Origin of the sequence: Pseudomonas syringae pv. cilantro (assembly GCF_001293775.1) — a bacterium.
GTDB lineage: Bacteria > Pseudomonadota > Gammaproteobacteria > Pseudomonadales > Pseudomonadaceae > Aquipseudomonas > Aquipseudomonas syringae_P.
Genome location: NZ_LGLN01000033.1, coordinates 518,179 through 541,507, shown reverse-complemented (window position 1 = coordinate 541,507; position 23,329 = coordinate 518,179). Strand labels below are relative to the sequence as shown.

Genomic DNA, 23,329 nt, shown 5'->3' with positions numbered 1-23,329 from the left:
CGATGTATCACTGCATGAGTAGCGCTTTCTGGACGACGTGCCTGCTGCGTGTGCCCATCACCGCACCGCAACCGGGCAAAAGCGCCCTGTTTACGTGCAGTTTCAGCCCCACAATGAATCTGTCTGACACGCCAGCTTTTTCTCAGGAGATCGCCGCCCTACAACGGCCGTATCAATTGCGGGCCTGTTGAAAATCCTCTGGCACAGCTTTTGCGTACATGATCGTATACAAAAATATCAGCGATCGTACCCTGGTCTCATCCCCACTCCACGAGGGAGTTACGCAATGACAGATCAACGCCCGGCCGGATACAGTCCGCGCCTGCATAACCACGATTTGGGGCCGGTGCCGCAAAAGTGGACCTGGTACAACATCCTGGCGTTCTGGATGAGTGACGTGCACAGCGTTGGCGGCTATGTGTTCGCCGCCAGCCTGTTTGCATTGGGGCTGGCCAGTTGGCAAGTCTTGATCGCACTGCTGGTCGGCATCGGCATCATTCAAGTGATTGCCAATCTGGTCGCCAAACCCAGCCAGCAAGCCGCAGTGCCCTACCCGGTGATTTGCCGCTTGGCCTTTGGCGTGTTCGGGGCCAACATCCCGGCAATCATTCGTGGGCTGATCGCGGTGGCCTGGTACGGCATTCAGACCTATCTGGCCTCCAGCGCGCTGGTCATCGTGGTGCTGCGTTTCTTCCCTGAACTGGCCGCGTACCAGAACATGACCTTTTTCGGCCTGTCCTGGCTCGGCTGGTTCGGCTTCCTGACCTTATGGGTGGTGCAGGCTGCCGTGTTCTGGACCGGCATGGAATCGATCAGACGTTTCATCGACTGGGCCGGCCCTGCGGTGTACGCCGTGATGTTCGCCCTGGCGGGCTGGATCGTCTGGCGTGCCGGTTGGGACAACATCAGCTTCACCCTGGCGGAAAAAGAGCTGTCCGGCTGGGCTGCGTTCGGCCAGGTGGTGATGGCGATCGCGCTGGTGGTCTCGTACTTCTCCGGGCCGACCCTGAACTTCGGTGACTTCAGCCGCTACTGCCGGAGCATGGACGACGTGCGTCGCGGCAACTTCTGGGGCCTGCCGGTAAATTTTCTGGCGTTCTCGCTGGTCACGGTGGTGATTGTGTCCGGGACGCTGCCAATCTTCGGTGAAATGATCCACGACCCCATCGCCACCGTGGCGCGCATCGACAACACCACCGCCGTGCTGCTGGGTGCATTTACGTTCGTCACCGCCACCGTCGGCATCAACATCGTCGCCAACTTCGTTTCTCCGGCCTTCGACTTCGCCAACGTGGCACCCAGCCGCATCAGCTGGCGTGCAGGCGGCATGATCGCCGCTGTGGCTTCGATCTTCATCACGCCATGGAACCTGTTCAACAACCCTGAAGTCATCCACTACACACTGGACGTGCTCGCCGCCTGCATCGGGCCGCTGTTCGGCATTCTTTTGGTGGATTACTACCTGATCAAGAAACAACAGATTGATGTAGATGCCTTGTTCAACGACACGCCGAGCGGCCGTTACTGGTACACCAATGGCGTGAACTGGGTCGCGGTCCAGGCGCTGCTGCTGACTGCGGTGGTCGGCCTGTGCTTCACCTTCATCGACTGGTTCAAGCCGATCGCCAACTTTGCCTGGTTCACCGGTTGCATCCTCGGCGGCGCCGTGTTCTATGCGCTGACTCGCTGGGCGCCAGAGCAGGCTGCCAACGCGCCTGCACCGGTCGGCCAGCACTGAAAACGGCGCCAGGTGCCGACGGCCGGATTGGCTGTCGGCGCCTGAATGCTGCATTCCATCGGTGACTGCCCGCTTGTCGCCCTCTCGAAATGCCCTGAAACGCCCGCCCCATCTGCCTTGCGTAAATGACTGCGCACACGGAATGATATTAATTTAATATCACGCATAGTCGTAAGCCATCGAATGATCAAGTGTTACGGAACGCTTGCACGAACAGGTGCACAAAATAGAATAAATTTTGTACAACTTTCAGGCCACCGCGCTGCCCTATGACTGAGGCTTTGCGAACCAGGCGTTCAAGTGGGTTGATAGTGATGAGCAATGATGTTTCCGGCGGCAGAGCGTTTGTCCCCCAACTTCTCCATAACCCGGCGCAGGAAGCGGCTGAGCGGCTGCAACTCGCGCTGGATTCCGGCGCAGTGGTCGGCACATGGGTGTGGGACATTGTTGCCGACAGCCTGACCGGCGATGAACGCTTTGCCCGGACCTTCGGCCTGTGCCCGAAACTGTGCGCCAAAGGCTTGCCGCTGGCACTGGTCACCGCCTCCATTCATCCCGACGACTCGTTCGGGGTCGACCAGGCCATCGAAGACGCACTGCACAGCGGCGATACCTATCGACACGAATACCGGGTGCTTCATGAGGACGGCGTGTACCGCTGGGTTGAAGCCAGCGGACGGATCGAGCGTGACGTCAATGGCAAGCCGGTACGCAGCCCCGGCATATTGCTCGATATCGACAGCCGGCGCGCAGCAGAAGTCGAGCGTGACCGTCTAAACGAACTGCTGCGCATCTTCACTGCAGCAGTGCCGGGCCTGGTCTACGCCAAGGACCTCGATGGCAGAATGCTGGTAGCGAACCGGGGCACCGCCGAACTGGTCGGCAAGCCACCCGAGTTCTTTATCGGCAAAACCGATCTGGAGTTTCTCGATGACAAGGATCAGGCGCGCATTCTCATGGAGACTGATCGCCGGATCATGAACAACAACGTCAGCGAACAGATTGAAGAACACGTCAATCTGCCTGATGGCTCCGCCGCCATCTGGCTCTCCACCAAGGCGCCGATGGTTGATAACAGCGGCAATGTGATCGGCCTCATTGGCTCGTCCATCGACGTGACCGCCCGAAAGAAAGCCGAAGAAGCGGTCCGCGAACTCAATCAGACGCTGGAGCAGCGCATCGAACAGGCTGTGCTGGAACGCGAACAGGTCGAAGATGCCTTACGCCAGTCGCAGAAAATGGAAGCCGTCGGCCAACTGACGGGCGGCATCGCTCATGACTTCAATAACCTGCTGGCCGGTATCTCGGGCAGCCTCGAACTGATTACCAAACGACTCTCGCAAGGGCGCGTTGGCGACGTCGACCGCTATGTCTCGGTGGCGCAAAGCGCCGTGCGCCGCGCTGCTTCGCTGACTCACCGCTTGCTGGCTTTCTCGCGGCGCCAGGCGCTGTCGCCGAAGGTGACCGATGTGAATGCGCTGATCAAGGACATGGAAGAGCTGATTGCACGCACGGTCGGTCCGGAAATCGACATCAAGGTCGTTGCTCAACCTGACCTGTGGCCCGCGCTGATCGATCATGCGCAGCTGGAAAGCTCGCTGCTGAACCTGTGCCTGAACGCGCGCGACGCGATGCCGAATGGCGGGCGCATCATCATCGAAACTGCAAACGCTTCGCTGGATGAATGCGTCGACCCGGATCACGGTGTCGCAGCGGGCGAACACTTGAGTATCCGCGTCACCGACACCGGCAGCGGCATGAGCCCGGAGGTCGTGGCGAAGGCTTACGAACCGTTCTTCACCACCAAACCGATCGGTGCTGGAACCGGTCTCGGGCTGTCGATGGTTTACGGTTTCGTGCGCCAGTCCGGCGGGCAGATCAGGGTCGAATCGGCCGTAGGCCAAGGCACCAGCGTGGTGATGCACCTGCCGCGTCATACCTCCGCGCTCGCGCCTCTCGACGCCGGGCCGCAGAACGTGGAAGAGCCTGCACACCGCTCGGGCGAAACCGTGCTGGTGGTCGATGACGAACCGTCTGTGCGCATGCTGGTCACCGAAGTGATCACCGGCCTTGGCTACACTTGCCTTGAAGCGGCCGACGCGCAGTCCGGTTTGCAGATTCTCAGGTCGGACGCTCGCATCGATCTGCTCATCAGTGACATCGGCCTGCCCGGCGGCATGAACGGCCGGGAAATGGCCGATGCCGCCTGCGACTATCGCCCCGGGCTGCCGACGCTGTTTATCACCGGCTACGCCAAGACCTCGGTGCTGGACGGCTGCCACCTGCGCCCGTGCACTCAGGTGCTGACCAAACCCTTCGGGCTGGACACCCTGGCCGGGCGGGTGACCGGGCTGATCGGCGCGGCCGACGTGATGGCCCGAAGCGCGCGCTGAGCACAGCAAGATAAATCGGCGAGCGAAGGTCAGGCAAGGCAAAAACAAGCGAGGAACGGCCGGGGTCGCGTCCGACGCTACGTAGTGTAAATGAGCATTCCGATTGGACTCGCACACCGTCCAGCGCGATAGTACGCATTCAACCAATAACAATGCCCCATATAAAATATGAGCATTTGTACTGAGTAATGAAAAGCTGTAAACATCAACCATCACGCTAATACTTTACTTGTGGAGCCTGGCGTGTGACGTCGCACCTCATTTTATTCCATAGAATGACAACTCATGGACGATATCGTTATTACAGGAAAAACGTCGGATCGGTTTTTAGATCGTTTGCGTCGAATACCTGGAAGAAAACCTGTCAGACAGCCCCGTCATCTACGGGTTTCGAACTATAGAACCTGTCCAGAAGTACGTCGACAGTTATATGCCCCATCCAGCCAGACGTTCACCATCAGCGGGAGACCCTGAAATGAGCAGCGACGCTACATTCTCTGTGAAACTGGTGTTTATCGGTTTTGGCTCTATCACCAAAGCCACTATCGGGTTGCTTGGCACGGCCCTGACATTCGACATGTCGCGGATTGTAATAATCGCACCAGGCATCAAGGACTCCGAGCTGTTCGTAGCGTCCGGGGTGACGTTTATCGATCAAGCACTGACACCAGACAATCTGGAAGGTGTGCTGGGCAACGTCGTAGCGCGCGGCGACTTCATCGTTAATCTTTCAGTCAATGTCTCCAGCGCAGACCTGATCAGATTTGCCCATGCCCACCAAGCGCTGTATCTCGATACCTGCATCGAGCCTTGGGAGGGCACGTATATCTCACCCGATCTGACGGCCTCGCAACGCTCCAACTATGCACTTCGTGATCAGCTGCTCACGCTGGGTGCAGAACTGGGTACAGGGCCAACCGCAGTGGTGACCCATGGTGCCAATCCGGGCCTGATATCACATTTTTTGAAGTGTGCGTTATCCGAGCTGGCTGCAAAACTCTCGGTTCCTGTACCTCGGCATCAAGGCCACATAAATTGGGGCGTTTTGTCGATGGAGCTGAACGTCAAGGTCATCCACATTGCAGAGCGTGATACTCAACGCTCTGCGCGTATCAAGTCCGATGGCGAATTCGTCAACACCTGGTCAGTCGATGGATTTGTCAGCGAGGCGGGACAACCGGCCGAACTTGGCTGGGGCACCCACGAAAAAACCTGGCCGCCCTTCGCTCACCATCATCTTTATGGCTCTGACAACGCTATCTACCTTGATCGGCCCGGCGCTTCGGTGTCAGTCAAGACCTGGACCCCCAACGGCGGACCTTGTAACGGAATGTTGATCACTCACAACGAGGCGATATCCATCCCTGAATTGTTGACAGTCAGGGACGACGGAGCGCTGCGATACCGCCCCACCGTGCATTACGCCTACCATCCTTGTGACGATGCACTGCTTTCAATCAACGAATATACCGGTCGAGGGTGGCACGCGCAGGACAGTAAACGGATCATGCTGGATGAAATTACCTCAGGCGGTATTGATGCGCTAGGTGTGTTGATGATGGGGCATAAACTCAACGCTTATTGGTACGGTTCGATCTTGAGCGTCGATCAGGCTCGCCACATTGCGCCCTTCAATAACGCCACCAGCCTGCAAGTTGCGGCAGGCGTATATTCGGGCATTGTCTGGGCCATTGAAAACCCGAATCGAGGGATTGTCGAACCCGAACAGATGGATCACCAGCGAGTGATGGAGATCGCCCTGCCTTTTTTGGGCAGACTCGGAGGCGTGCTGACCGACTGGACACCACTGCATACCGCTAATGCGCTATTCCGCAAGCCCGGTGCTTTTGATGCCGACCCTTGGCAGTTCGGGCATTTTACGGCTGCATGAGCAAAGCAGATGATCCTGTCTGCGCGCCACAAGATGCAGCGCTTGAGATCAGGTGTAAAAGAGGTCGGCCTGACATCTTCTTTCTTGCAGCGCAGCCGCACCTATTTCGGTGAGGCCGAGGATAATATGTTGCACGCAGGGAAATGAGGGGTCGTGATCCAGCACGGCGGCTGAAATCAAAAGCCCCTCTTTTACTAGCTCATCAATCATCGCCATGAAACTTCCGACAACCGGAACGTCAGACTTAAGACGTATCAATGCCATGTAAAGTTGGCCAGACGTCAACTTTCTTGGACAGACGAAGTTAGAGCTTTGCACTATTTCCAGCACAGCCAGCTCATTGGAAAGATGATTAAAACCCACAGCGGCCTCCAACATTCAAAGACCCTGACATACTGGTCAGAGGTCTTTGGATGAAGCACAGCTCGTGATGATCGGAAACGCAACTTGTCCCCGTATTCATCTTGCAATTCAACGAGCCAGATCCAGTTGGCAAGCACGGATTTATAACGCTGGGTGTAAACGCCGGAGCGGCATTACGTGAATGACACTGTCAACTTTGATGCTTAACCGGAGGTACTTAGTGAGCATCCGGTTTCAGAAATTTCATGACTTCAGCGGTGACCGAAGGATGGTCAATCAACCGATTGTGACCCAGCCCGTCAGTAGTAAAGAGACGTGCTCCAGGCCATAACGCTGCAAACCGCGCGCCATTTTCCCAAGGCGTTTCGCGATCCCGCCGGTCATGGATAATCAGGGCAGGACGATCCAGCAAAGGCAGCCGCAAACGGGCGTCGTAGTCCGCAAAGCGCTCGCCCGTCAGCGAATGCACGTACGCTTCAAAAGGAACGAAGACTTTGTGTGCAATACCGACGCTGTCAAACTGTTTGAATACGCCCTCTGCCGCAACCAGAAACGGGGCAATCAACACAAAGCGCTCGGGACGCCATTGTTCTTCCTGAGCGAACACGATGGCTGAGGCGCCCATCGAGTGGCCAATCACGGCCGCTGGTTTTCCAAAGTGGCGCCCAACGTGCCGAAGCACTTTCACAAATTGCGTCATGTGGCTGATGTTGCCGGCGCTCAGTCCATGTGCAGGCTGATCGAAACCCACCACCGCGTAACCCATCGAACGCAACAACGGCACCCACTCGACGAAGCGCATCGCATAACTGGACCAGCCGTGAGCCAGCAACACATAGGGCTGGCTCGATGGGTCTCCCCACACATAGGTAGAAACCTTGATTCCGTCCAGATCGAGGGTACTGGTCTGCACATCCGGCGCTGCGCTCAGAATAGCTGCGGCCTTGGCACGTTCAGCAGCCTGCGGCGTAACGAAACGTTGAGCGAGATATCTTCCGGTGATGCCCGGTACAATACGGCTGGCCAGCGTGAAAACGCCCCGTAGTGCCATTAGTCGAAGCCTGTTGATGATTTTGCTCATCGGTATTCTCCGCGCCAGTCAAATGACCTGGCGCCATTAAAACAGTCTATCTTGTCACTGACAAGATAGACTGACCCGATGGGCTTATAACTTTTATTTCATGATAGGGAGCAGCACATGTCGACGTCAGACACGCCACGGGCCTACCACCACGGCAATCTGCCAGCCGCCCTGCGCCAGGCCGCCTGGGATATTGTCGGCGAAGCAGGCGTGCGCGGCATGTCGCTGCGTGAGTGCGCCAGACGGGCAAATGTTTCTCACGCCGCCCCCGCTCACCATTTCGGTTCTCTGGAAAACCTGCTGGCGGAAGTGGTGGCCGATGGGTATGAGCGCATGGCCGATGTCATCCTCACTACCCAGCAGGAACTTGATAACACTCTCCTTGGCTGCGGCATTGGCTATGTCAATTTCGCCAAAAGTTACCCGGAGCATTTCCGCCTGATGTTCGGTTCAGGCGTCAATCGCACGCTGCCCAGGCTGCTCGAGTCGGGTGAACGGGCGCTGCAAGTGCTCAGCCAGACAATACGCCACGCGTGGATAGAGAAATACGGCAGCGAACCCGAGCCGGCAGTGCTTCAAGAACGCACTTTTCTCGCCTGGAGCACCGCGCACGGCTATGCCTCACTGACGATCGACAGAAAGACAGATCAACCGCCTATTCCCTCCGCCGAATCGATACTCCAGCTGATGACCAGATGTGTGCTGATGCCTCAAACCTGAAAACAGGCGCACGTCCCCCCCATCCGATCCATACATCGACGTGCTTGCGAAGCAGCAGTCGCGCCGGTGCGCGTGTGTTTTTTACAGATCACGCTGCTCATGTCCCTTAAAACGCTGAGCACCACCGGCATCGATCACTTTGATGTCGATCAACATCAATGCGTTGACATTTTAGATTTTGATCGTAATCATAAGCGCCATCCCCCCATCCGGAATCTGCAAACATGTCCGAGCAAGCGCTTTTCGAATCTTTTGAGCTGGGCCAGCTGACACTCGCAAATCGTGTCGTCATGGCGCCCCTCACCCGCAACCGCGCTGGCGCAGGTCTGGCCCCTACAGACCTGACGGCGACCTACTACGCGCAACGCGCCTCTGCCGGGCTGATCATCACTGAAGCCACGCAAATTTCTGCACAAGCACAGGGTTATCAGGACACGCCGGGGCTGTACACGTCAGAGCAGATCGCTGCCTGGCGCAAAGTCACGGATGCGGTGCATGCCAAGGGCGGGCGCATTTTTGTGCAGCTTTGGCACGTGGGCCGGGTCTCTCATGTTGACCTGCAACCAGACGGCGCAGCGCCGGTCGCGCCTTCGGCAATCCGGGCGCAAACGAAAACGTTCGTCAACAACAGTTTTGCCGACGTATCCGAGCCACGCGCGCTGGAACTGGAGGAGTTGCCCGGCATCGTCAACGACTTCCGCCAGTCTGCGGCGAACGCGATGGCCGCAGGTTTTGACGGCGTGGAAATTCACGGTGCCAACGGGTATCTGCTCGATCAGTTCATCAAGGACAACGCCAATCAGCGCACGGATGCCTATGGCGGTTCGATAGAAAATCGTGCGCGCCTTCTGCTGGAAGTCGTCACCGCAGTGAAGAAGGAAATCGGGGCGCATCGTACGGGGGTGCGAATCTCGCCGGTTTCTCCCGCCAACGGCGTTTCCAGCAGCGATCCACAACCGCAATTCGAATACATCGCCGAGCAGTTAAGTGCGCTGGGGATTGTTTTTCTCCATGTGGTGGAAGGCGCTACTGGCGGCCCACGTGATGTTGCGCCATTCGATTACGACGCACTGCGCCAACGATTCAAGCAGACCTACCTGGCCAACAACGGCTATGACCTTGAACTTGCAACGGCGCGAATCAACGCGAACAAGGCCGATCTGGTCGCTTTCGGCCGTCCGTTCATCAGTAACCCTGACTTGATCGAACGCTTGAAAACCGGCGCATCGCTGGCACCGCTCGACCAGGCGACGCTCTATGGCGGCGGGGCTGAAGGCTACACCGACTATACGACGCTCAACGGCTGAAACGCCCCACCCCCCTGCCCTCGGCACATTTTTCAAGGAAACACTCCATGACAACGCTTTCCACTGTGCTCATCACCGGCGCTTCCAGCGGTATCGGTGCCGTCTATGCCGATCGATTTGCCCGTCGCGGTCATGACCTGGTGCTGGTCGCGCGTGACAAGGCGCGCCTTGAGGCGCTGGCAGCGCGCTTGCGTGCAGAACACGACGTGGCTGTCGAAGTGCTTCAGGCCGATCTGACCGATCCTGCCGACCTCACCGCGCTCGAAAGCCGCCTGCGTGACGATGCCAACATCGGCGTTCTGATCAACAACGCCGGCATAGCGCAATCCGGCGCGTTCCCTCAACAGAGCGCCGAGGCCATCAACACCATGATCGCCCTGAACGTCAGCGCCCTGACGCGTCTCGCGGCGGCCGTGGCCCCGCGCTTTGCGCAATCGGGCACGGGCTCTATCGTCAACCTCGGCTCGGTGGTGGGCTTTGCGCCGGAGTTCGGCATGACCGTTTATGGCGCGACCAAGGCTTTCGTGCTGTACCTGTCACAAGGCATGCACCTGGAACTGTCGCCCAAGGGCGTGTACGTCCAGGCCGTTTTACCGGCGGCCACCCGCACTGAAATCTGGGAGCGCGCCGGGATCGACCTCAATACCCTTTCCGAGGTGATGGATGTCGACGAACTGGTCGATGCGGCACTGATCGGCTTTGATCGTCGCGAGCAGGTGACGATTCCCCCCCTGCACGTCGCGGGCCGTTGGGATTCACTGGATCAGGCGCGCCAAGGATTGATGTCGGACATTCGACAGGCTCAGGCTGCAGAGCGCTATCAACCCAAGCCTGAATGAATTGCGCCTCGTGTCGCATTCAACCCACTGCTCCAGCCATTGCTGCGGTCTGTCCCGAAACATAGGTATCAATGATGAGTCTCTCGAAACCGGACGCTCAACTGGCGCAGTCGTTTGCTCAGGCTCCCAATAAAACAGTGAACGTTGCCGGCATTGCCTTCGCCTACCGCGAAACAGGTTTACGCGGCGGCGTGCCTGTTTTCCTGCTCAATTACTGGGGCGCGGTACTGGATGATTTCGACCCACGCATAGTCGATGGCCTTGCCAGGGAACACCACGTTATCGCTATCGACTATCAAGGGGCTGGTTTATCCGACGGCATTGCGCCACTGACCATAGACGAAATGGCTCGGGACACTCTCGAACTGATCCGCACCATGGGCTATGAGCGCGTTGATCTGATCGGTTTTTCAATGGGCGGGTTCGTGGCCCAGGACCTGGCGTTGAAAGCACCCGAGCGGGTCCGCACGTTGATCCTGACCGGTACTGGCCCGGCAGGCGGCCCGGGCATTGAGCGCATAGGTGCCTTGTCCTGGCCGCTTATTCTCAAAGGCCTGCTGACGCTGCGCGATCCAAAGCTGCACATGTTTTTCACCCCGACACTCAATGGCCAAAACGCTGCCAGAGGCTACCTGAAGAGAGTGAAGGAACGCGCTACTGACCGCGATAAGGGACCGACGCCGCGCCTGCTGTTCCGTCAACTCAAGGCGATCAAAGCCTGGGGCAATCAGCAACAACAAGACCTTGCACGTTTACGGATGCCGGTACTGATTGTCGCCGGGGACAGCGACATCATGATATCGAGCAGCCTGAGCCGCACGATGGCAAGGCGTATTCCGCAAGCGCACCTCGTCATCTATCCGGACGCCGGACATGGCAGCGTATTTCAGTATCACACTGACTTTGTGTCGAAAGCGCTGGCGTTCCTGAAGTTTGGCAACATTGAAATGAGCGCATTATGAAAGCACTGACATTCGAAAACTATGGCAAGTCGCCTCACATTGCGATTAACCATGTTCCTCGCCCGGCCATCAAGCCTGACGAACTTTTGGTGGAAGTTTATGCTGCCGGGCTGAACCCCATCGACAACATGATTACCACGGGCACCTTCAAACCTGTCTTGAAGTTTCAACTGCCCGCCACGATGGGCAGCGACCTGGCTGGCGTCGTCGTACAGGTTGGCAGCGCAGTCACTCGTTTCAAGACGGGTGATGCCATATACGCCAGCGTTTTTGACCTCGGCAGAGGCTCCATCGCCGAGTTCGTCGCCGTGCCGCAAAGCGCTGCGGCACTGAAGCCCGCCAACCTGGACTTCGTGCAAGCAGCCTCCATTCCGATGGTGGGACTTACCGCGTGGCAAGCCTTGAAAGAGCGCGCCAACCTTAGATCAGGTCAAAAAGTATTCATACCCGCCGGGTCGGGAGGCATCGGCACTTTCGCCATTCAATTGGCAAAAAACCTCGGCGCCAACGTCGCAACGACCACCAGCACAGGCAACATCCCTCTGGTTCGCAGCCTGGGTGCAGATGAGGTCGTGGATTACAAAAAGCAGGCATTCGATCACGTACTGCACGGTTACGATGTGGTGCTTGGCACTACTCGTGGCGACACGATTGAAAAAGCGGTCGGCATCCTCAAACCCGGAGGCAAAATCGTCTCCCTGGTCGGCCCGCTGGATAAAGCCTTCGCGCAGGCCAGACGAATGAATTTCTTTTTCAGGTTTGTGTTTGGTTTGATGAGCCGGAAGATCAGGCGACTGGCGAACAAAAACAACGTGACTTACTCGTTCCTGTTTGTTCGCCCGGACGGTGAACAGCTAGAGGAAATTGGCAAGTTGCTGGAAAGAGAGCGCATCAAGCCCGTGGTGGATAAGGTATTTCCGTTTGAACAGGCTAAAGAAGGGCTTGAGTATCTCGGTAAAGGCCGCGCCAAGGGCAAAGTCGTTATCAGAATCAAGTCATGACGTTAGCGGTCAGCGGACGTCTTTGAAGTTGCCGATCAACGCTTAACGTCAAAACACTCTATTCACACTTAGTTCAGTGGCAGCTCGAGGCTGCCACTGAAGGGGTGGCAGCGCCCAACTTGCCGAGCATTGGAGTATCACATGAGTAAATTTTCCGGAAAAACCGCGATAGTCACCGGCGCCTCCTCAGGTATTGGTCGTGCGACTGCAGAAGCTCTTGCGCACGCAGGTTTCACGGTATTCGGCACAAGCCGCAAGACAGGCCTCAGCACGTCGCAAGTGTCGATGCTCACATGCGACGTGACGAACGATGAAGCGGTCAGTCACTTGATATCCACCGTGCTCGCCCAAACTGGACGAATCGACCTCTTGGTCAATAATGCCGGTGTCGGTCTGGTTGGAGGGGCGGAAGAGTTCTCTATTGCTCAGGTACAGGCGTTGTTCGATGTCAACCTGTACGGTGTGATCCGTATGACCAACGCGGTATTACCGTCGATGCGACAAAATGGCCAAGGGCGCATCATCAATATCGGGTCGATTTTGGGATTGATACCCGCGCCTTATTCGTCTCATTACTCGGCGGTCAAACATGCGCTTGAAGGCTATTCGGAATCGCTCGATCACGAAGTCCGCGCCTTCGGTATACGCGTCTCTGTCGTCGAGCCAGGGTTTGTACGGACCGTCTTCGATCAAAATGGCATCGAACCGGATTCGCCATTGCCGGATTACGATCAGGCGCGAGCCGGGTTCAAGGCACTGTTAGCCGACGTGATGCCCACCGCTGACCTGCCAGAAGTCGTGGCAGCGGTCGTGCTGAAAGCAGCAAGCGACACCCAGCCAAAGCATCGCTACACGGCCGGCAAGACCGCTCGACAAATCAGCCTGCTGCGCCGGTTTGTGCCGGCAGCTGCGTTTGACAAGAGCTTGCGCAAGCAACTTCGTTTGCCGGTTTAAGGCGCCGTGCGTGCGGCCATGAACAGGTTTCTCTTTCAGCGGCCAGTGTGGGCAACCATTGTCAGCACGTGTTTTTGCGAATACCTTGTAGAAAACCTATACAAGGTATCAAACCGTGTACAAGAAACCCCAATGGCCTTTGACGCTCTACTTTGACGGCGAGTGCCCACTCTGCGCTCGAGAAATCAAAGTTCTGCGGGCGCGGGCTACAGCGGATCGTCTTTTGTTTGTTGATATCAGTGACGACGCGTTCGACGCCAGTTCGCTCGGGCTGACACTTACAAAAATGGAGTCGTCACTGCATGCCCGGTTTGACGATGGAACCTGGGTAACCGGGCTGGACGCCACGCTCTGGAGCTGGCGGGCAGCGAGTCTCGGCAAGTGGGTCGCGCCGCTGTCCTGGCCGATTCTCAGGCCGCTATTTACCGTCTTGTATCGTCTTTTTTGCCGCCTGCGCCCTCACCTCGCCTGGCTGCCTCATCCTGATGGTGGCCGTCGCTGTAGCGAGGGCAGTTGCACGGTTGCGGAATCGGTGGCGGTGAAAAGCGAAGCGTCGGCAAAGAAAAAGATTTTATAGATTCCAGCTCGGCAGCTGCTCTTCGAGTATTGGGTATAAGAAGCTCGAATTGGCACCACCCCATCTGCATAGGCCGGCATGGGAGAACATCTGACATCTGAGCGACTGCTGAGGGGATTGTTTGCACGACCTCTAAGTGCTGCGGCCTGCGTCAATGTTCAGCACGGCTGACTCTGAATCCGCGCAACTTCAAGTATTGGGGTCAGCGGCTATCATTGATCAATAAAGCGCGGCCGCGCGATTCGGTGATGGAAGACGTCGCGTTTGCCAGAAACAGGAAGGAGCCCGCATGGGCTCCGAAAATCCGAGCGTCGGGCGTTCAAGCCGAGAGGTACTCGTCCACCGATTTAACGGTGGCGTAGCCGAACTCAAATGCGGCCATCATCGCCGCATGCGTTTGGGCGGCAGGCACGGTGACTCCGCGAAAAGTGAGATCCAGAGTAGCGCACGCATCATGCAGCACAGTAACCGGATAACCCATGTCCGCCGCAGCACGCACTACAGCGTCGATGCACATGTGGCTCATGGCGCCTATTACCACGAGCTCCTGGATCTCAGCGGCTTCCAACTGCTGCTTGAGATCAGTTCCTCGGAAGGCGTTAATGTGTTTTTTAACGATCACAGGTTCTTGGCCAGCAGGCGCTACAGCGGGCTGTATCTGAGCACCGCCAGACCCCTTGATAAATATCGTGGCGCCTTCATTATCGGATTCATGCCGTATATGAAAAACCGGAACGCCTGTATCCCGCGCGTGACTGATAACTCTCACAGCATTTGCGACAGCCGCTTCGATGCCGGTTAACGGCAATTTGCCGAAGGGCAGGTATTCGTTTTGCAGATCAACTACGACGAGGCCACATTTCATGAAAGATCTCCGATCGGATTATCCGAGCCTAATAACAAGGTAATGAACGCTGAGGTCGAGAGGCAGAGCACCTGCTGTTATTGCGACCCCAAAGGGTTTAAGTCAGAACTCTAGCGCAGCGCCATCTTCTGGTATGTCTACACGACTCTCGATACCCTGCTGCTTGACGTAAGCGCGCAATTGCTCACGGGTCAGGGACATATGGTTGATTGCATTCATGTGTACCGCGACGATTTTCGCGTTCTTCGCGACCTGTGAAGCGCGCAGTACATCCTCCTCCCCCATGATGATCGCCCCCTCATACCCCGTCATTTTTGCTTTGCCGGCATTGAGGACGATGACTTCGGGATGGTAGTTCTCGATAGCCTGATCGACCTCTTTACGCCATACAGTGTCACCCGCGAGGTAGAGGGTCTTGTAGCCCGGGGCTTGAAACACAACGCCCATTGCTTCGCCCAGCGGTTTGGCGAGGGCTGGCACGGCATACATCTCGTCGGTGCCATGCTGCCCACCGGTCTTGGTGATTTTGACGCCGCCGAATTCGGCTTCATCAGTCAATACGCGTACGTTCTTGAAACCTTGAGAGCGAATCAGCTGCGCGTCTTCTTCATGCTGGGTAAACAGAGGGATGTCTTTAGGCAGCGCTTTTTGTGCGGCATCGTCCCAGTGGTCAAGGTGCGTATGAGTGACGATGACGGCGTCGATACCCGCGATAACTTCGGTGGGCGACTCGGTCAGATCAACCAGTGGATTGCGCAGATTGCTTCGATAGGTATTTTCAAACCCTGGGTAGGTTCCCTTTTTTGCCAGCATCGGGTCGATCAGAAAGGTCGTATCGCCGTAGGAGATTTTCACCGTCGCGTTACGAACTTGCTGCACATTCACTTTGTGTGATGCCTCAGAGGCACTTGCGCCCGCAAAGGCAGGTGTGGTGGCCGCAGCGCAAGCAATGCTGAGCGCAAGAGGAAGTATTGTGAAATTCATGGGGGTTATCCTGTCGATACATCGAGGACATCATTCTTGCCCAATGCCTTGAGGCCAGACAGTGGCCTGAATGACATATTTCGATATAATCGGGCCAAGTGTCTGTGTTGCCGGAAATGTGAGATGAGGCGGAGATATCCCCTTACCTCCCCGACCCTCTAAACAAGTTACTGTGAGCGCTTACTCATGGTTCCTGCGCACGCCATAGCAAGTACACAGCAAATCCGAGGCTGTCTGATGCAATCCATCCGTGTTGCTGTTCTGGCGTTCAACGGCGTCAGCCTGTTCCATCTTTCTGTGCCGGGCGTAGTGCTGGGAACGGCTCAGTCCGCACCTGATGAGCCTCACTACGAGATCAGTTACTGCGCCGAGTCGCCGGGAATGATAAGCAGCGACCAAGGCATCGGACTGCAAGTCACTCATGGCCTGGAACTGATGGAGGCGTGCGACGTCGTTGTCATTCCGGCGTGGGGTGATCAATCGGTTGCTGCATCTGCACCGCTTATCGAAGCCCTTCAGCTTGCCAACGCGCAAGGCAAGCTCATGGTCGGGTTGTGCCTGGGAGCATTTGTGCTCGGAGATGCCGGGCTGCTTGATGGCAGAGAAGCAACCACTCACTGGGCAGCGCGAGAAGAGTTTGCTCGACGCTTCCCTTACGTTCGTTTCAGGCCAGAAGTGCTCTATGTCAGTGATGGCAACATCATGACCTCTGCAGGAACCGTGGCGGCCATCGATTGTTGCCTGCATTTGATACGCCAGCGGCTCGGTGCCGATGTAGCGAATCGCACCGCGAAGATGCTGGTGACGCCGCCGCACAGGCAAGGCGGCCAGGCTCAATATGTAGAGCGTCCAGTGCCGCAACTGTCCAGCGAGACGCATTTGTCTGATGTGCTGGCGTGGGCCAGGATGAACCTGTCCAGTAACCTGTCACTCGACGTCCTGGCCGAGAAGGCGAAAATGAGCAGGCGCACGTTTACTCGGCGCTTTCGGGAGGCCACCGGCAGCACCGTCTCCAGATGGCTGAACGCCGAGCGAGTCATCAGAGCGCAAGCGCTGCTGGAGACGACTGATTTACCTATCGAGTGCGTTGCCGGTGAGGCAGGTTTTGGGACGCCTTTATCCTTGAGACAGCAGTTTTCTGTTCATCTTGGCACTTCGCCTTCGGAGTATCGGCGAATGTTTTTTCGTCAAATCAAGTCAGATGAAAAGGCGTAAAAAGCGGTGGGTCTTATCAGGTCTTGCGTCAGAAAACATGCGTCATCAGCCATTTATAAATGTTCTTTTTTGCCGCTGACCTGGATCCAGGTATTCGTTCAGCGCTGTGACTTGAAGCGTTCTCTATATTCTCTGGGCGTGACAGAGTAGCTTTTTACAAAACTACGGATAAAGGTTGATTCATTGCCCAGACCGCACTTGCTGGCGACTGTCTTGAGCGGAGCACTTGAAGTGACCAGCAAATGGCGAGCCGCTTCCAGGCGGAGTTGCTCGACCATTTTGCTTGGCGTACTGCCTGTGATTTCACTGTATTTTCGCGCAAATGTTCTTTCGCTCATGTTCATGAAATCTGCTAGCGCTGATACGGATAAATCTCCACTAAGGTTGTTGTTCAACCAAGCATGAAGGTCTGAAAACTGACTGCTCTTGGATTGCAGAGTCAATGATGAGCTGAACTGGTTCTGATCCCCGGGGCGTTTCAGAAACACAACCAGATGCCGTGCAACCTCGAGCGCAGCAGCATGACCCAAATCCGCCTCAACGATTGCAAGAGCCAAATCGATCCCAGAAGTGACACCTGCTGAAGTCCATAACTCCCCATCATTTATGAATATAGGACCGCGCCTCACCTTGACAGAAGGAAAGTCACTTTCCAGCTTGTCATAGGCCGACCAATGGGTAGTAACGTTTCGCCCATTCAACTTTCCAGCGGTGGCCAGCGCAAATATCCCCGTGCAAACAGAGACCAGGCGCGTGACCTTTTCAGTATGTTTTACAAAATGTGAAAAAAACTGGGGGTGATCACAAAACTTATGTATTCCGGGCCCGCCCGGCACGATAAGTGTGTGCGCTGCAGGCGTCTCCTCTAGCAAAACCGCAGCGTTCAACGAGAAATCAGAGAATATCTCCGTCGTCGGGTTTAATGCGAGGATGGATAAAGAGTATGGCGGATGACCGGGGTGCGCAAAATGGTTAGCCGCAATAAACACATCCAGAGGACCGGCTAAGTCCAGCAGGCTTACTTCAGGGTAGGTCATGAATTGTATCGATTTTACTGGCATTTAGAGCGATCCCTCCCGGAAGAATACCTGCCGGGTTCTGGTGATTTTGGCAGGATTCATCAACGTTTTGTCATTATTTTTGGCCATTTTCCGGCTATTGTAGTTTTTATATTGAACGCTGTAGAGCGCGTGGGCACGAAGAGGCTTCTTGTATCCAGCGTTGGCAGTAACGTGATTTAAAATCCACTGTGGAGTCAGGTCAATGTCGAGCCTTGTAAAAAGCGCTATGGGTTTCGAAGTTAACATGGACGATGATTTTGAGGGCAGGATTTCCATTATTCTTGGCCTGGTAGAACGCAACGCTTCGGGCATTGCCAACTGTGAGCTAAGGAGAGTGCCTGAAACCAACAGCTGGATAATTGAGTGTTTATGGCATGACCAACAAGCCATGCATGCTCATTTCTTGTCCTGCCAACTGCAAGACCTGATAGCGCTACTGATTTCCAGATCGCGCAAGATTGCGTTTGAGTGCGATAGCAAATGAGCCTCCGCTGATTTGCTGCTTCTCCATAAGCCTTTAGTGGAGCAGCTTGACCTGCGAACTGCCGAGGCCCGAAAGGCCTCAGCAATTTTTCCCATCAGAAGTCCACCGTCACACCGGTATAAAGTGCGCGACCATCACCTGGGGAATGCAGAGACCCCTGGGCACCGTCCGGGTCGTACCAGACGTATTCATAGTATCGATCCGTGAGATTTTTCAGCTGTAGGTCGACACTCACTGACTGCGTCACCTTGTAGGTTGCACCGAGGTTCATCAGCACGTAACCGCCGTAAGTCCCCTTGGTATTTTCCCGCTCCAGATAATAGTGGGTCTGGCCGTTCATCCACGCAGTCAACTGTAACGCTGGTGTCGCGTCATAGCTGATGCCGGCGTTATAAAGGTGATGCGGGATATGGTCGATTTCCCGACCTTTACTGCCTGGTAACGTAGCACTCGGCTGGAGTATTTTCGAATACTGCCAAGAATAGGCCAGCCATATCTCGGTGCGCTCGTCAGGGTGCAGATTCATTTGCACGTCGTAGCCCCACCGCCGGGTTTCCCCAACATTATCGGACTCGCCACTTGGGTCGTTCAGCCTGCGACTGACTTCCCCCGAGGCCTCTTGCTGCCAATAGGCGACTCGACCATCTACCCAGTCAGCTGGCGTGAACTTGATTCCGGTTTCCCAACCTTCATTGATCGACGGCGCCAGGTCTGTATTCCTGGGCGGAACTTTATAGGCAGCAGCACCTGTAGCCACTTGAAAGGTACGCCCCCAGTTCGCGTAGAAGCTGGCGGCGTCCCAAGGGGAATAGACAACGCTGATTTTCGGCTGCTTGATCAGACCGTAGTCGTTGATGTCGTAATCCGTGCCAGTCATTTCGTTAGTGAAGTCGCCCTGAATCTTGTCGACCCGGTAAGCCGGTACGATCTTCAACGATTCGAACGGTTTGATTTCGGCTTGGACATAAGCACCATAGGTATCTAAATCGAACTGCTGGTCGCGAGTGGTCGCCAGACGCGCACGGCTTCTGGTGCGATAGCGCTCACTCTTGTTTTGCTGCTGTTGTACGTCCGTACCACCTTCAAGAGCGAAATCGTATAGCCCGCTGATTTCCGGACGCCAAGTCAATGAAGTAAGGGCGCCGTATTGAGTCTCGTAAGTATCGCGCTCCTGTTGTGAGCTTGTGCGCCAATATTGCGTCCAGCGCCTGTCATCGAGGGTGTTTACATAGGCCTTCGCTGACCAGGCGAGTGTATCAGTCAGGTCTGTATCGAAATGCAGACTGACCTGATTCATGCGTCGCGTGCCTTTGTCAGTCGCGTTGAAACTATTGGTCATTTCGGGATGATGACGTGCATCGTCCTCGGTCAGATACCCCGGCTCCTGGGCCTCGGTTTCATAATGACGAGCGATCAGGCCGATTCGGTAGCTGTCATCGTCCGGAGTGAAAAACCATTTGCCTGACATTGAAAATTTGTCTGCTTCGGCGTGATCCCGGTAGCCGTCTGTTTTTTGATAGGCGAAGAAGTAATTCTGAGTCCAGTTGCCGCTCTCAATGCCCTTGGCGAGCTGGGTTTCCTGAGTATTGAAGCTGCCGTAACGAAGCCGCGCCTTGTTGTAGTCGCCACCCGTTCGGGTCAGCATGTTGACGTTACCGGCGATATTGTTAAGCCCATAGCGCGCATCACTGGTGCCACGTACAACCTCAATGCTGTCCAGCTCCATCGGGAAAATCATGTCCATGTAAGGCATGTTGCCGTCGTTGCTGTTGCCTGGAATTCCATCAACCAACAATTTGACAGCGTTCACCTCCCCTTCGCCATTAAAGCCCCGAAAGGAGATTTTGCCGGATGTGGTGCCTTGATTGAACTCGGCCAACATCACCCCCGGGGCGCGCCTGAACAGCTCCCAGCTGTAATTGACCGGCATCTTTTTAAGTATGTCTCCCCCCAGGATATCCACTGAGCTGAGTACGCTGCTGGTGCTCAATGGACCACTGGTCGCACCCTGAACATTGACCGTACCAAGCGTCAACATCGAGTCTTCGACTTTAACGGCGTCGGCCAATGCAGAGCACAAAGGGCTCATTGCGAATAGACCAGCCGACATAAAAGGCCACATGGAACGGGGCACGGACAAACGCTTTGCGTGACGCAAAGTAAACGGAGCAGGCATAGCACGCACTTCCTGATGATCAAGAAACTTCAAAGGCGTTTAGCGTCCGACACAGGCCGCTAAAAAGTTTTAAAGAGAGCAGCACCGCACAATTTCAACGGTGTTGTGATCAGGCGACAGGAGAGGCGCGTGGACTTAGGCTGGGCCAACGAATCCTTGGATGCAGCGTCGGCAGTTCAGGGTTTTCGAGAGTGATACTGGATGGGTACTGCGGCAGGAAAGGCCGGTAGTAGCTAGAAGGTAATGCTACCAACCCCGCATGACCACAGCAGCAGTCGCCGTGTTGCATGACGGATTTGGACTGGGGTAGCTGCAAGGCATCCAGCATATTGCTGAATTCTTGAGGCAGCGCTTTCGAGCCCCCGTTCGAGCAGAACCCACCCGAAAGCATCAGGCGCAGGTCCGGCGACTGCATCGCGCGGCTCAGCGGCATGGCGAACATGTTCAGCAAGACCGCAAGACAGGCAATCCAGGGGCTGATGCGTTTCAACGAACTCATAAATGAAATCGCCGCAAAGGGGCTGCCATTTAGCCCGTTATATCGAGGTCTGTAAATTTTAAACGGGTGCGCCATTTTGTCACAGGCAGCTTAGTTTCCAGACTCAATAGGGAGGGCGGTTTTTGGCGTAAATCATCAACGTTTTGGCAGTGTCTCCCCGGCACCCTCGATTACGATAATTACAGCGACTGCAAAATTCAGAAATTGTTATTTGCCCGCCTTGGAAGTTTTTAATTCACTGTCTTTATGACCAGGAGTTCTTGAATGGTAACCCCCCAGCGATCACCGGGCTCGTGGCAAGCTGACTTCTTGCCTGGCCATTTAAAAAACATAGGCATCGCAGTCTTTCTGATATTAATTTCAGGCTGTGCGACCGATAAATTTGGCGATAACACACTCGCTGATACCACGGCCCCTGCCAGTCTGCCGAAAGGCCCGATCGCTCTTGTAATGAGCCCTTCCGCGACCGAAACAGCTCAGGAGCTGGATGCCTATAATCGTCGCTACACATCAGGGTTGATTGGCAGCCTGTATATCGAGTCCATACGCCGGGCCTACGTCGAAACATCAGATCCGGAACTCAGTGTCGCAGCGGTCACCCGAATGCTGGAGGCACGATTAGGCAAGGTACAACGCTTCCAGTCATTTGAAGAAGCGTCGCGCAGCGGTAACAAGCTCGTTGTAGAACTGGATATGCAAGCGCGGCTTATCAACGACCGATCTTCGCAGCCCGCCTCTTATCTTGCGTTAGAATATTATACAGCAGATCATCAATATCTTGGAACAGTGAAAAGTATCATACGTCGAACGTTGACCCCGGTGTGGACGGGGTATAAGCGCGAAAAAGAGATCGTGTCCGATATACGACAGCAAGGTGAAGTCCAGGCACAGGCGATTGAGTTACTTCGACAGAAGCTGGCCGGTGTTCCTGTAGAGGGTTGATTGCAGTGATGTGCAGGCAGGTAGGTTGTGAGGGATGGATGAAAGACTGGAACGAGGTCAGCAAATAGCTGGCGGCTCGCTTCGAATACGGACTGAGGCGGGAGATGCGTCTGGGTCTGATGTGAGCGTTTGGCAGCTAACTTCCACGCCGAACAAGGCGATGAGTCAGCCAAACAAAATATGGTGTCCCAGGCGGGGTTCGAACCTGCAACCTTCCCCTTAGGAGGGGGATGCTCTATCCAATTGAGCTACTGAGACACTGCGTGCCGGCACACCGTTCGGTGCCAGCGAGGACGGCGTGCATCTTAGCGAGATGCGCCGCGCTTGTCATGTTGTCATTGCCCTCTAAAGCTGTAGCCGATTTCGCTGAAAGACACCAATCAGTGAACCCATCATGCATTTTGCAATACACCAAAAAGCCATCATTGCAAAACGCACTGCCAGCACATTTTTTATGATATTTAAATTATTGATTTATAAGGAATTTATTACATTTTACCGTTGGCATGCAGACTGCATTACCAGTAGCAGTGAACACATCTCATCCCAAACGGTCGGGCACAGGTACTGGAAAATGAACAAGACTCTCACAGCGTTGAATGCGGTGGCTCTGGTGGCTCTGGTTGCATTCCATTTTCAGGATTCCGGTGCTCAGAGCGCTCAGGTGAGCGTTCAGACGTCCGTGCAGCATCACATCAGTCACGCGCCAAAGCTTGCGGTGATGACCGACCGCAGCGAAAGCGCGGCTATTCTGGCGACTGAAAACGCAGCCGATTTGCAGGCACCTCGTGCCGAGCAACGCTGGGTTTTTTAAAAACGTCTTGCCTGACCGTTATCAAATCCTGAGAGAAGAAAGTCGCCATGTCCAAACCCGCATTGTCATTCCTTGTTCTGGCAATCATGGCCTTGGTTGTCGGCCTCCTGCTGCCCCCGCAGGAACAGGTTGTGAGCGTCGTCGCGAATATTATTGCGGGTCTGTTCGCCGGTCTTTTTTTGGTCGCCCTGTTCGTCGGCCGCCGCTTCAAGTTCGATCCGGTCTTGCGTTGAATTGTGCTTAGACCCAATCGTCATTTGCAGATATCCCGCTAGACCAACCAGTCAGTTTCCGCCCTCATCAGTCACCTCCGAGCCATTGTTTCACCTGCCAGCATCACGCTGGTCGGCTTCTGCCTGCCCTTGTTGAATTAGTGCCTAAGCTTGGACTCATATATAGACATGACAGCCGAAAGCCTGTCAGGTAGCCGTTCTTCGTCTGTGGCTGAGCAAAAACGGGTTAT

22 protein-coding genes and 1 tRNA gene are annotated in these 23,329 nt (G+C 55.5%); 15 read left to right on the top strand and 8 right to left on the bottom strand.

The features are described 5' to 3' along the window. The first annotated feature begins 286 nt into the window (after window positions 1-286). The 3 genes from ABJ99_RS09455 (at window position 287) to ABJ99_RS09445 (ending at window position 6,022) form a co-directional block, all read left to right on the top strand. A complete protein-coding gene (locus ABJ99_RS09455) occupies window positions 287-1,738 on the top strand; it encodes an NCS1 family nucleobase:cation symporter-1 (protein WP_054085595.1) in 1,452 nt (483 codons plus the stop codon). Between the two features lie 314 nt (window positions 1,739-2,052). After that, entirely contained in the window at window positions 2,053-4,131 is a 2,079-nt protein-coding gene (locus ABJ99_RS09450; RefSeq protein ID WP_054085594.1) for a PAS domain-containing hybrid sensor histidine kinase/response regulator, read from the top strand. A 475-nt stretch (window positions 4,132-4,606) separates the two neighbouring features. Continuing rightward, window positions 4,607-6,022: a saccharopine dehydrogenase C-terminal domain-containing protein gene (locus tag ABJ99_RS09445; protein WP_054085593.1), complete on the top strand. Its 1,416-nt coding sequence runs from the start codon at window positions 4,607-4,609 to the stop codon at window positions 6,020-6,022. Between the two features lie 48 nt (window positions 6,023-6,070). Here the strand turns inward: ABJ99_RS09445 and ABJ99_RS09440 are convergent, their stop codons facing one another. Then, window positions 6,071-6,400, bottom strand: a complete 330-nt coding sequence (locus ABJ99_RS09440) for a hypothetical protein (RefSeq protein WP_054085592.1) — start codon at window positions 6,398-6,400, stop codon at window positions 6,071-6,073. Window positions 6,401-6,602: 202 nt separating this feature from the next. Then, window positions 6,603-7,466, bottom strand: coding sequence for an alpha/beta hydrolase (locus ABJ99_RS09435; protein WP_054085591.1), 864 nt, complete (start codon window positions 7,464-7,466; stop codon window positions 6,603-6,605). Between the two features lie 117 nt (window positions 7,467-7,583). Here ABJ99_RS09435 and ABJ99_RS09430 point away from each other — a divergent pair, with 117 nt between their 5' ends. The 7 genes from ABJ99_RS09430 to ABJ99_RS09400 all read left to right on the top strand — a co-directional run bounded on the left by ABJ99_RS09430 (window position 7,584) and on the right by ABJ99_RS09400 (window position 13,826). Beyond that, window positions 7,584-8,186 (top strand): TetR/AcrR family transcriptional regulator, encoded by a 603-nt coding sequence (locus ABJ99_RS09430; protein WP_054085590.1) that lies wholly within the window; start codon window positions 7,584-7,586, stop codon window positions 8,184-8,186. 224 nt (window positions 8,187-8,410) lie between these two features. Further along, on the top strand, window positions 8,411-9,493 hold the full coding sequence (locus ABJ99_RS09425) for an alkene reductase (RefSeq protein ID WP_054085589.1): 1,083 nt from the start codon (window positions 8,411-8,413) through the stop codon (window positions 9,491-9,493). A gap of 47 nt (window positions 9,494-9,540) precedes the next feature. Beyond that, entirely contained in the window at window positions 9,541-10,332 is a 792-nt protein-coding gene (locus ABJ99_RS09420) for an SDR family NAD(P)-dependent oxidoreductase (RefSeq protein ID WP_054085588.1), read from the top strand. A 74-nt stretch (window positions 10,333-10,406) separates the two neighbouring features. Beyond that, entirely contained in the window at window positions 10,407-11,294 is an 888-nt protein-coding gene (locus ABJ99_RS09415) for an alpha/beta fold hydrolase (protein ID WP_054085587.1), read from the top strand. Continuing rightward, window positions 11,291-12,295 carry an NADP-dependent oxidoreductase gene (locus tag ABJ99_RS09410; protein WP_054085586.1) on the top strand — a complete coding sequence of 335 codons (1,005 nt, stop codon included), beginning with the start codon at window positions 11,291-11,293 and terminating at the stop codon, window positions 12,293-12,295. Before ABJ99_RS09415 ends, ABJ99_RS09410 begins: the two co-directional genes overlap by 4 nt. 141 nt (window positions 12,296-12,436) lie before the next feature. Then, complete coding sequence (locus ABJ99_RS09405; RefSeq protein ID WP_054085585.1) at window positions 12,437-13,249, top strand: oxidoreductase; 813 nt, start codon at window positions 12,437-12,439, stop codon at window positions 13,247-13,249. Between the two features lie 115 nt (window positions 13,250-13,364). After that, the gene (locus ABJ99_RS09400; RefSeq protein ID WP_054085584.1) at window positions 13,365-13,826 is read left to right on the top strand and encodes a thiol-disulfide oxidoreductase DCC family protein; all 462 of its coding nucleotides are present in this window, start codon (window positions 13,365-13,367) and stop codon (window positions 13,824-13,826) included. Window positions 13,827-14,145: 319 nt separating this feature from the next. Here the strand turns inward: ABJ99_RS09400 and ABJ99_RS09395 are convergent, their stop codons facing one another. Both ABJ99_RS09395 and ABJ99_RS09390 read right to left on the bottom strand, forming a co-directional pair. Continuing rightward, on the bottom strand, window positions 14,146-14,691 hold the full coding sequence (locus ABJ99_RS09395; RefSeq protein WP_054085583.1) for a cysteine hydrolase family protein: 546 nt from the start codon (window positions 14,689-14,691) through the stop codon (window positions 14,146-14,148). A gap of 102 nt (window positions 14,692-14,793) precedes the next feature. Further along, entirely contained in the window at window positions 14,794-15,675 is an 882-nt protein-coding gene (locus ABJ99_RS09390; RefSeq protein ID WP_054085582.1) for an MBL fold metallo-hydrolase, read from the bottom strand. Between the two features lie 237 nt (window positions 15,676-15,912). Between ABJ99_RS09390 and ABJ99_RS09385 the strand changes: the two genes are divergently transcribed. Further along, window positions 15,913-16,890: a GlxA family transcriptional regulator gene (locus ABJ99_RS09385; protein ID WP_054085581.1), complete on the top strand. Its 978-nt coding sequence runs from the start codon at window positions 15,913-15,915 to the stop codon at window positions 16,888-16,890. 98 nt (window positions 16,891-16,988) lie between these two features. Here ABJ99_RS09385 and ABJ99_RS09380 read toward each other — a convergent pair whose 3' ends face one another. Further along, the gene (locus tag ABJ99_RS09380; RefSeq protein WP_054085580.1) at window positions 16,989-17,951 is read right to left on the bottom strand and encodes a GlxA family transcriptional regulator; all 963 of its coding nucleotides are present in this window, start codon (window positions 17,949-17,951) and stop codon (window positions 16,989-16,991) included. Window positions 17,952-18,153: 202 nt separating this feature from the next. Between ABJ99_RS09380 and ABJ99_RS09375 the strand changes: the two genes are divergently transcribed. After that, the gene (locus ABJ99_RS09375) at window positions 18,154-18,435 is read left to right on the top strand and encodes a hypothetical protein (RefSeq protein ID WP_054085579.1); all 282 of its coding nucleotides are present in this window, start codon (window positions 18,154-18,156) and stop codon (window positions 18,433-18,435) included. 94 nt (window positions 18,436-18,529) lie between these two features. Here ABJ99_RS09375 and ABJ99_RS09370 read toward each other — a convergent pair whose 3' ends face one another. Next, window positions 18,530-20,557 carry a TonB-dependent receptor gene (locus ABJ99_RS09370; RefSeq protein ID WP_054085789.1) on the bottom strand — a complete coding sequence of 676 codons (2,028 nt, stop codon included), beginning with the start codon at window positions 20,555-20,557 and terminating at the stop codon, window positions 18,530-18,532. 163 nt (window positions 20,558-20,720) lie between these two features. Further along, the gene (locus tag ABJ99_RS09365) at window positions 20,721-21,110 is read right to left on the bottom strand and encodes a DUF2946 domain-containing protein (protein WP_054085578.1); all 390 of its coding nucleotides are present in this window, start codon (window positions 21,108-21,110) and stop codon (window positions 20,721-20,723) included. Between the two features lie 264 nt (window positions 21,111-21,374). Here ABJ99_RS09365 and ABJ99_RS09360 point away from each other — a divergent pair, with 264 nt between their 5' ends. Continuing rightward, window positions 21,375-22,052 (top strand): hypothetical protein, encoded by a 678-nt coding sequence (locus tag ABJ99_RS09360; RefSeq protein ID WP_054085577.1) that lies wholly within the window; start codon window positions 21,375-21,377, stop codon window positions 22,050-22,052. Between the two features lie 181 nt (window positions 22,053-22,233). Here ABJ99_RS09360 and ABJ99_RS09355 read toward each other — a convergent pair. After that, a tRNA-Arg gene (locus ABJ99_RS09355) sits at window positions 22,234-22,310 on the bottom strand. 316 nt (window positions 22,311-22,626) lie between these two features. On the opposite strand from ABJ99_RS09355, the gene ABJ99_RS09350 reads away from it, so the two are divergent. Then, entirely contained in the window at window positions 22,627-22,866 is a 240-nt protein-coding gene (locus ABJ99_RS09350; RefSeq protein ID WP_054085576.1) for a hypothetical protein, read from the top strand. 47 nt (window positions 22,867-22,913) lie between these two features. Beyond that, complete coding sequence (locus tag ABJ99_RS09345; RefSeq protein WP_054085575.1) at window positions 22,914-23,099, top strand: PA3371 family protein; 186 nt, start codon at window positions 22,914-22,916, stop codon at window positions 23,097-23,099. The last annotated feature ends 230 nt before the right edge of the window (window positions 23,100-23,329 follow it).

Bases quoted from the DNA above. Each gene is read 5' to 3' on its own strand.
- ABJ99_RS09445 (WP_054085593.1), top strand. From the start codon at position 4,607: ATGAGCAGCGACGCTACATTCTCTGTGAAACTGGTGTTTATCGGTTTT.
- ABJ99_RS09380 (WP_054085580.1), bottom strand. From the start codon at position 17,951: ATGCCAGTAAAATCGATACAATTCATGACCTACCCTGAAGTAAGCCTG.
- ABJ99_RS09425 (WP_054085589.1), top strand. From the start codon at position 8,411: ATGTCCGAGCAAGCGCTTTTCGAATCTTTTGAGCTGGGCCAGCTGACA.
- ABJ99_RS09365 (WP_054085578.1), bottom strand. From the start codon at position 21,110: ATGAGTTCGTTGAAACGCATCAGCCCCTGGATTGCCTGTCTTGCGGTC.
- ABJ99_RS09345 (WP_054085575.1), top strand. From the start codon at position 22,914: ATGTCCAAACCCGCATTGTCATTCCTTGTTCTGGCAATCATGGCCTTG.
- ABJ99_RS09415 (WP_054085587.1), top strand. From the start codon at position 10,407: ATGAGTCTCTCGAAACCGGACGCTCAACTGGCGCAGTCGTTTGCTCAG.
- ABJ99_RS09450 (WP_054085594.1), top strand. From the start codon at position 2,053: ATGAGCAATGATGTTTCCGGCGGCAGAGCGTTTGTCCCCCAACTTCTC.
- ABJ99_RS09360 (WP_054085577.1), top strand. From the start codon at position 21,375: ATGGTAACCCCCCAGCGATCACCGGGCTCGTGGCAAGCTGACTTCTTG.
- ABJ99_RS09375 (WP_054085579.1), top strand. From the start codon at position 18,154: ATGTCGAGCCTTGTAAAAAGCGCTATGGGTTTCGAAGTTAACATGGAC.
- ABJ99_RS09430 (WP_054085590.1), top strand. From the start codon at position 7,584: ATGTCGACGTCAGACACGCCACGGGCCTACCACCACGGCAATCTGCCA.
- ABJ99_RS09395 (WP_054085583.1), bottom strand. From the start codon at position 14,691: ATGAAATGTGGCCTCGTCGTAGTTGATCTGCAAAACGAATACCTGCCC.
- ABJ99_RS09410 (WP_054085586.1), top strand. From the start codon at position 11,291: ATGAAAGCACTGACATTCGAAAACTATGGCAAGTCGCCTCACATTGCG.
- ABJ99_RS09390 (WP_054085582.1), bottom strand. From the start codon at position 15,675: ATGAATTTCACAATACTTCCTCTTGCGCTCAGCATTGCTTGCGCTGCG.
- ABJ99_RS09385 (WP_054085581.1), top strand. From the start codon at position 15,913: ATGCAATCCATCCGTGTTGCTGTTCTGGCGTTCAACGGCGTCAGCCTG.
- ABJ99_RS09420 (WP_054085588.1), top strand. From the start codon at position 9,541: ATGACAACGCTTTCCACTGTGCTCATCACCGGCGCTTCCAGCGGTATC.
- ABJ99_RS09435 (WP_054085591.1), bottom strand. From the start codon at position 7,466: ATGAGCAAAATCATCAACAGGCTTCGACTAATGGCACTACGGGGCGTT.
- ABJ99_RS09440 (WP_054085592.1), bottom strand. From the start codon at position 6,400: ATGTTGGAGGCCGCTGTGGGTTTTAATCATCTTTCCAATGAGCTGGCT.
- ABJ99_RS09405 (WP_054085585.1), top strand. From the start codon at position 12,437: ATGAGTAAATTTTCCGGAAAAACCGCGATAGTCACCGGCGCCTCCTCA.
- ABJ99_RS09455 (WP_054085595.1), top strand. From the start codon at position 287: ATGACAGATCAACGCCCGGCCGGATACAGTCCGCGCCTGCATAACCAC.
- ABJ99_RS09370 (WP_054085789.1), bottom strand. From the start codon at position 20,557: ATGTGGCCTTTTATGTCGGCTGGTCTATTCGCAATGAGCCCTTTGTGC.
- ABJ99_RS09350 (WP_054085576.1), top strand. From the start codon at position 22,627: ATGAACAAGACTCTCACAGCGTTGAATGCGGTGGCTCTGGTGGCTCTG.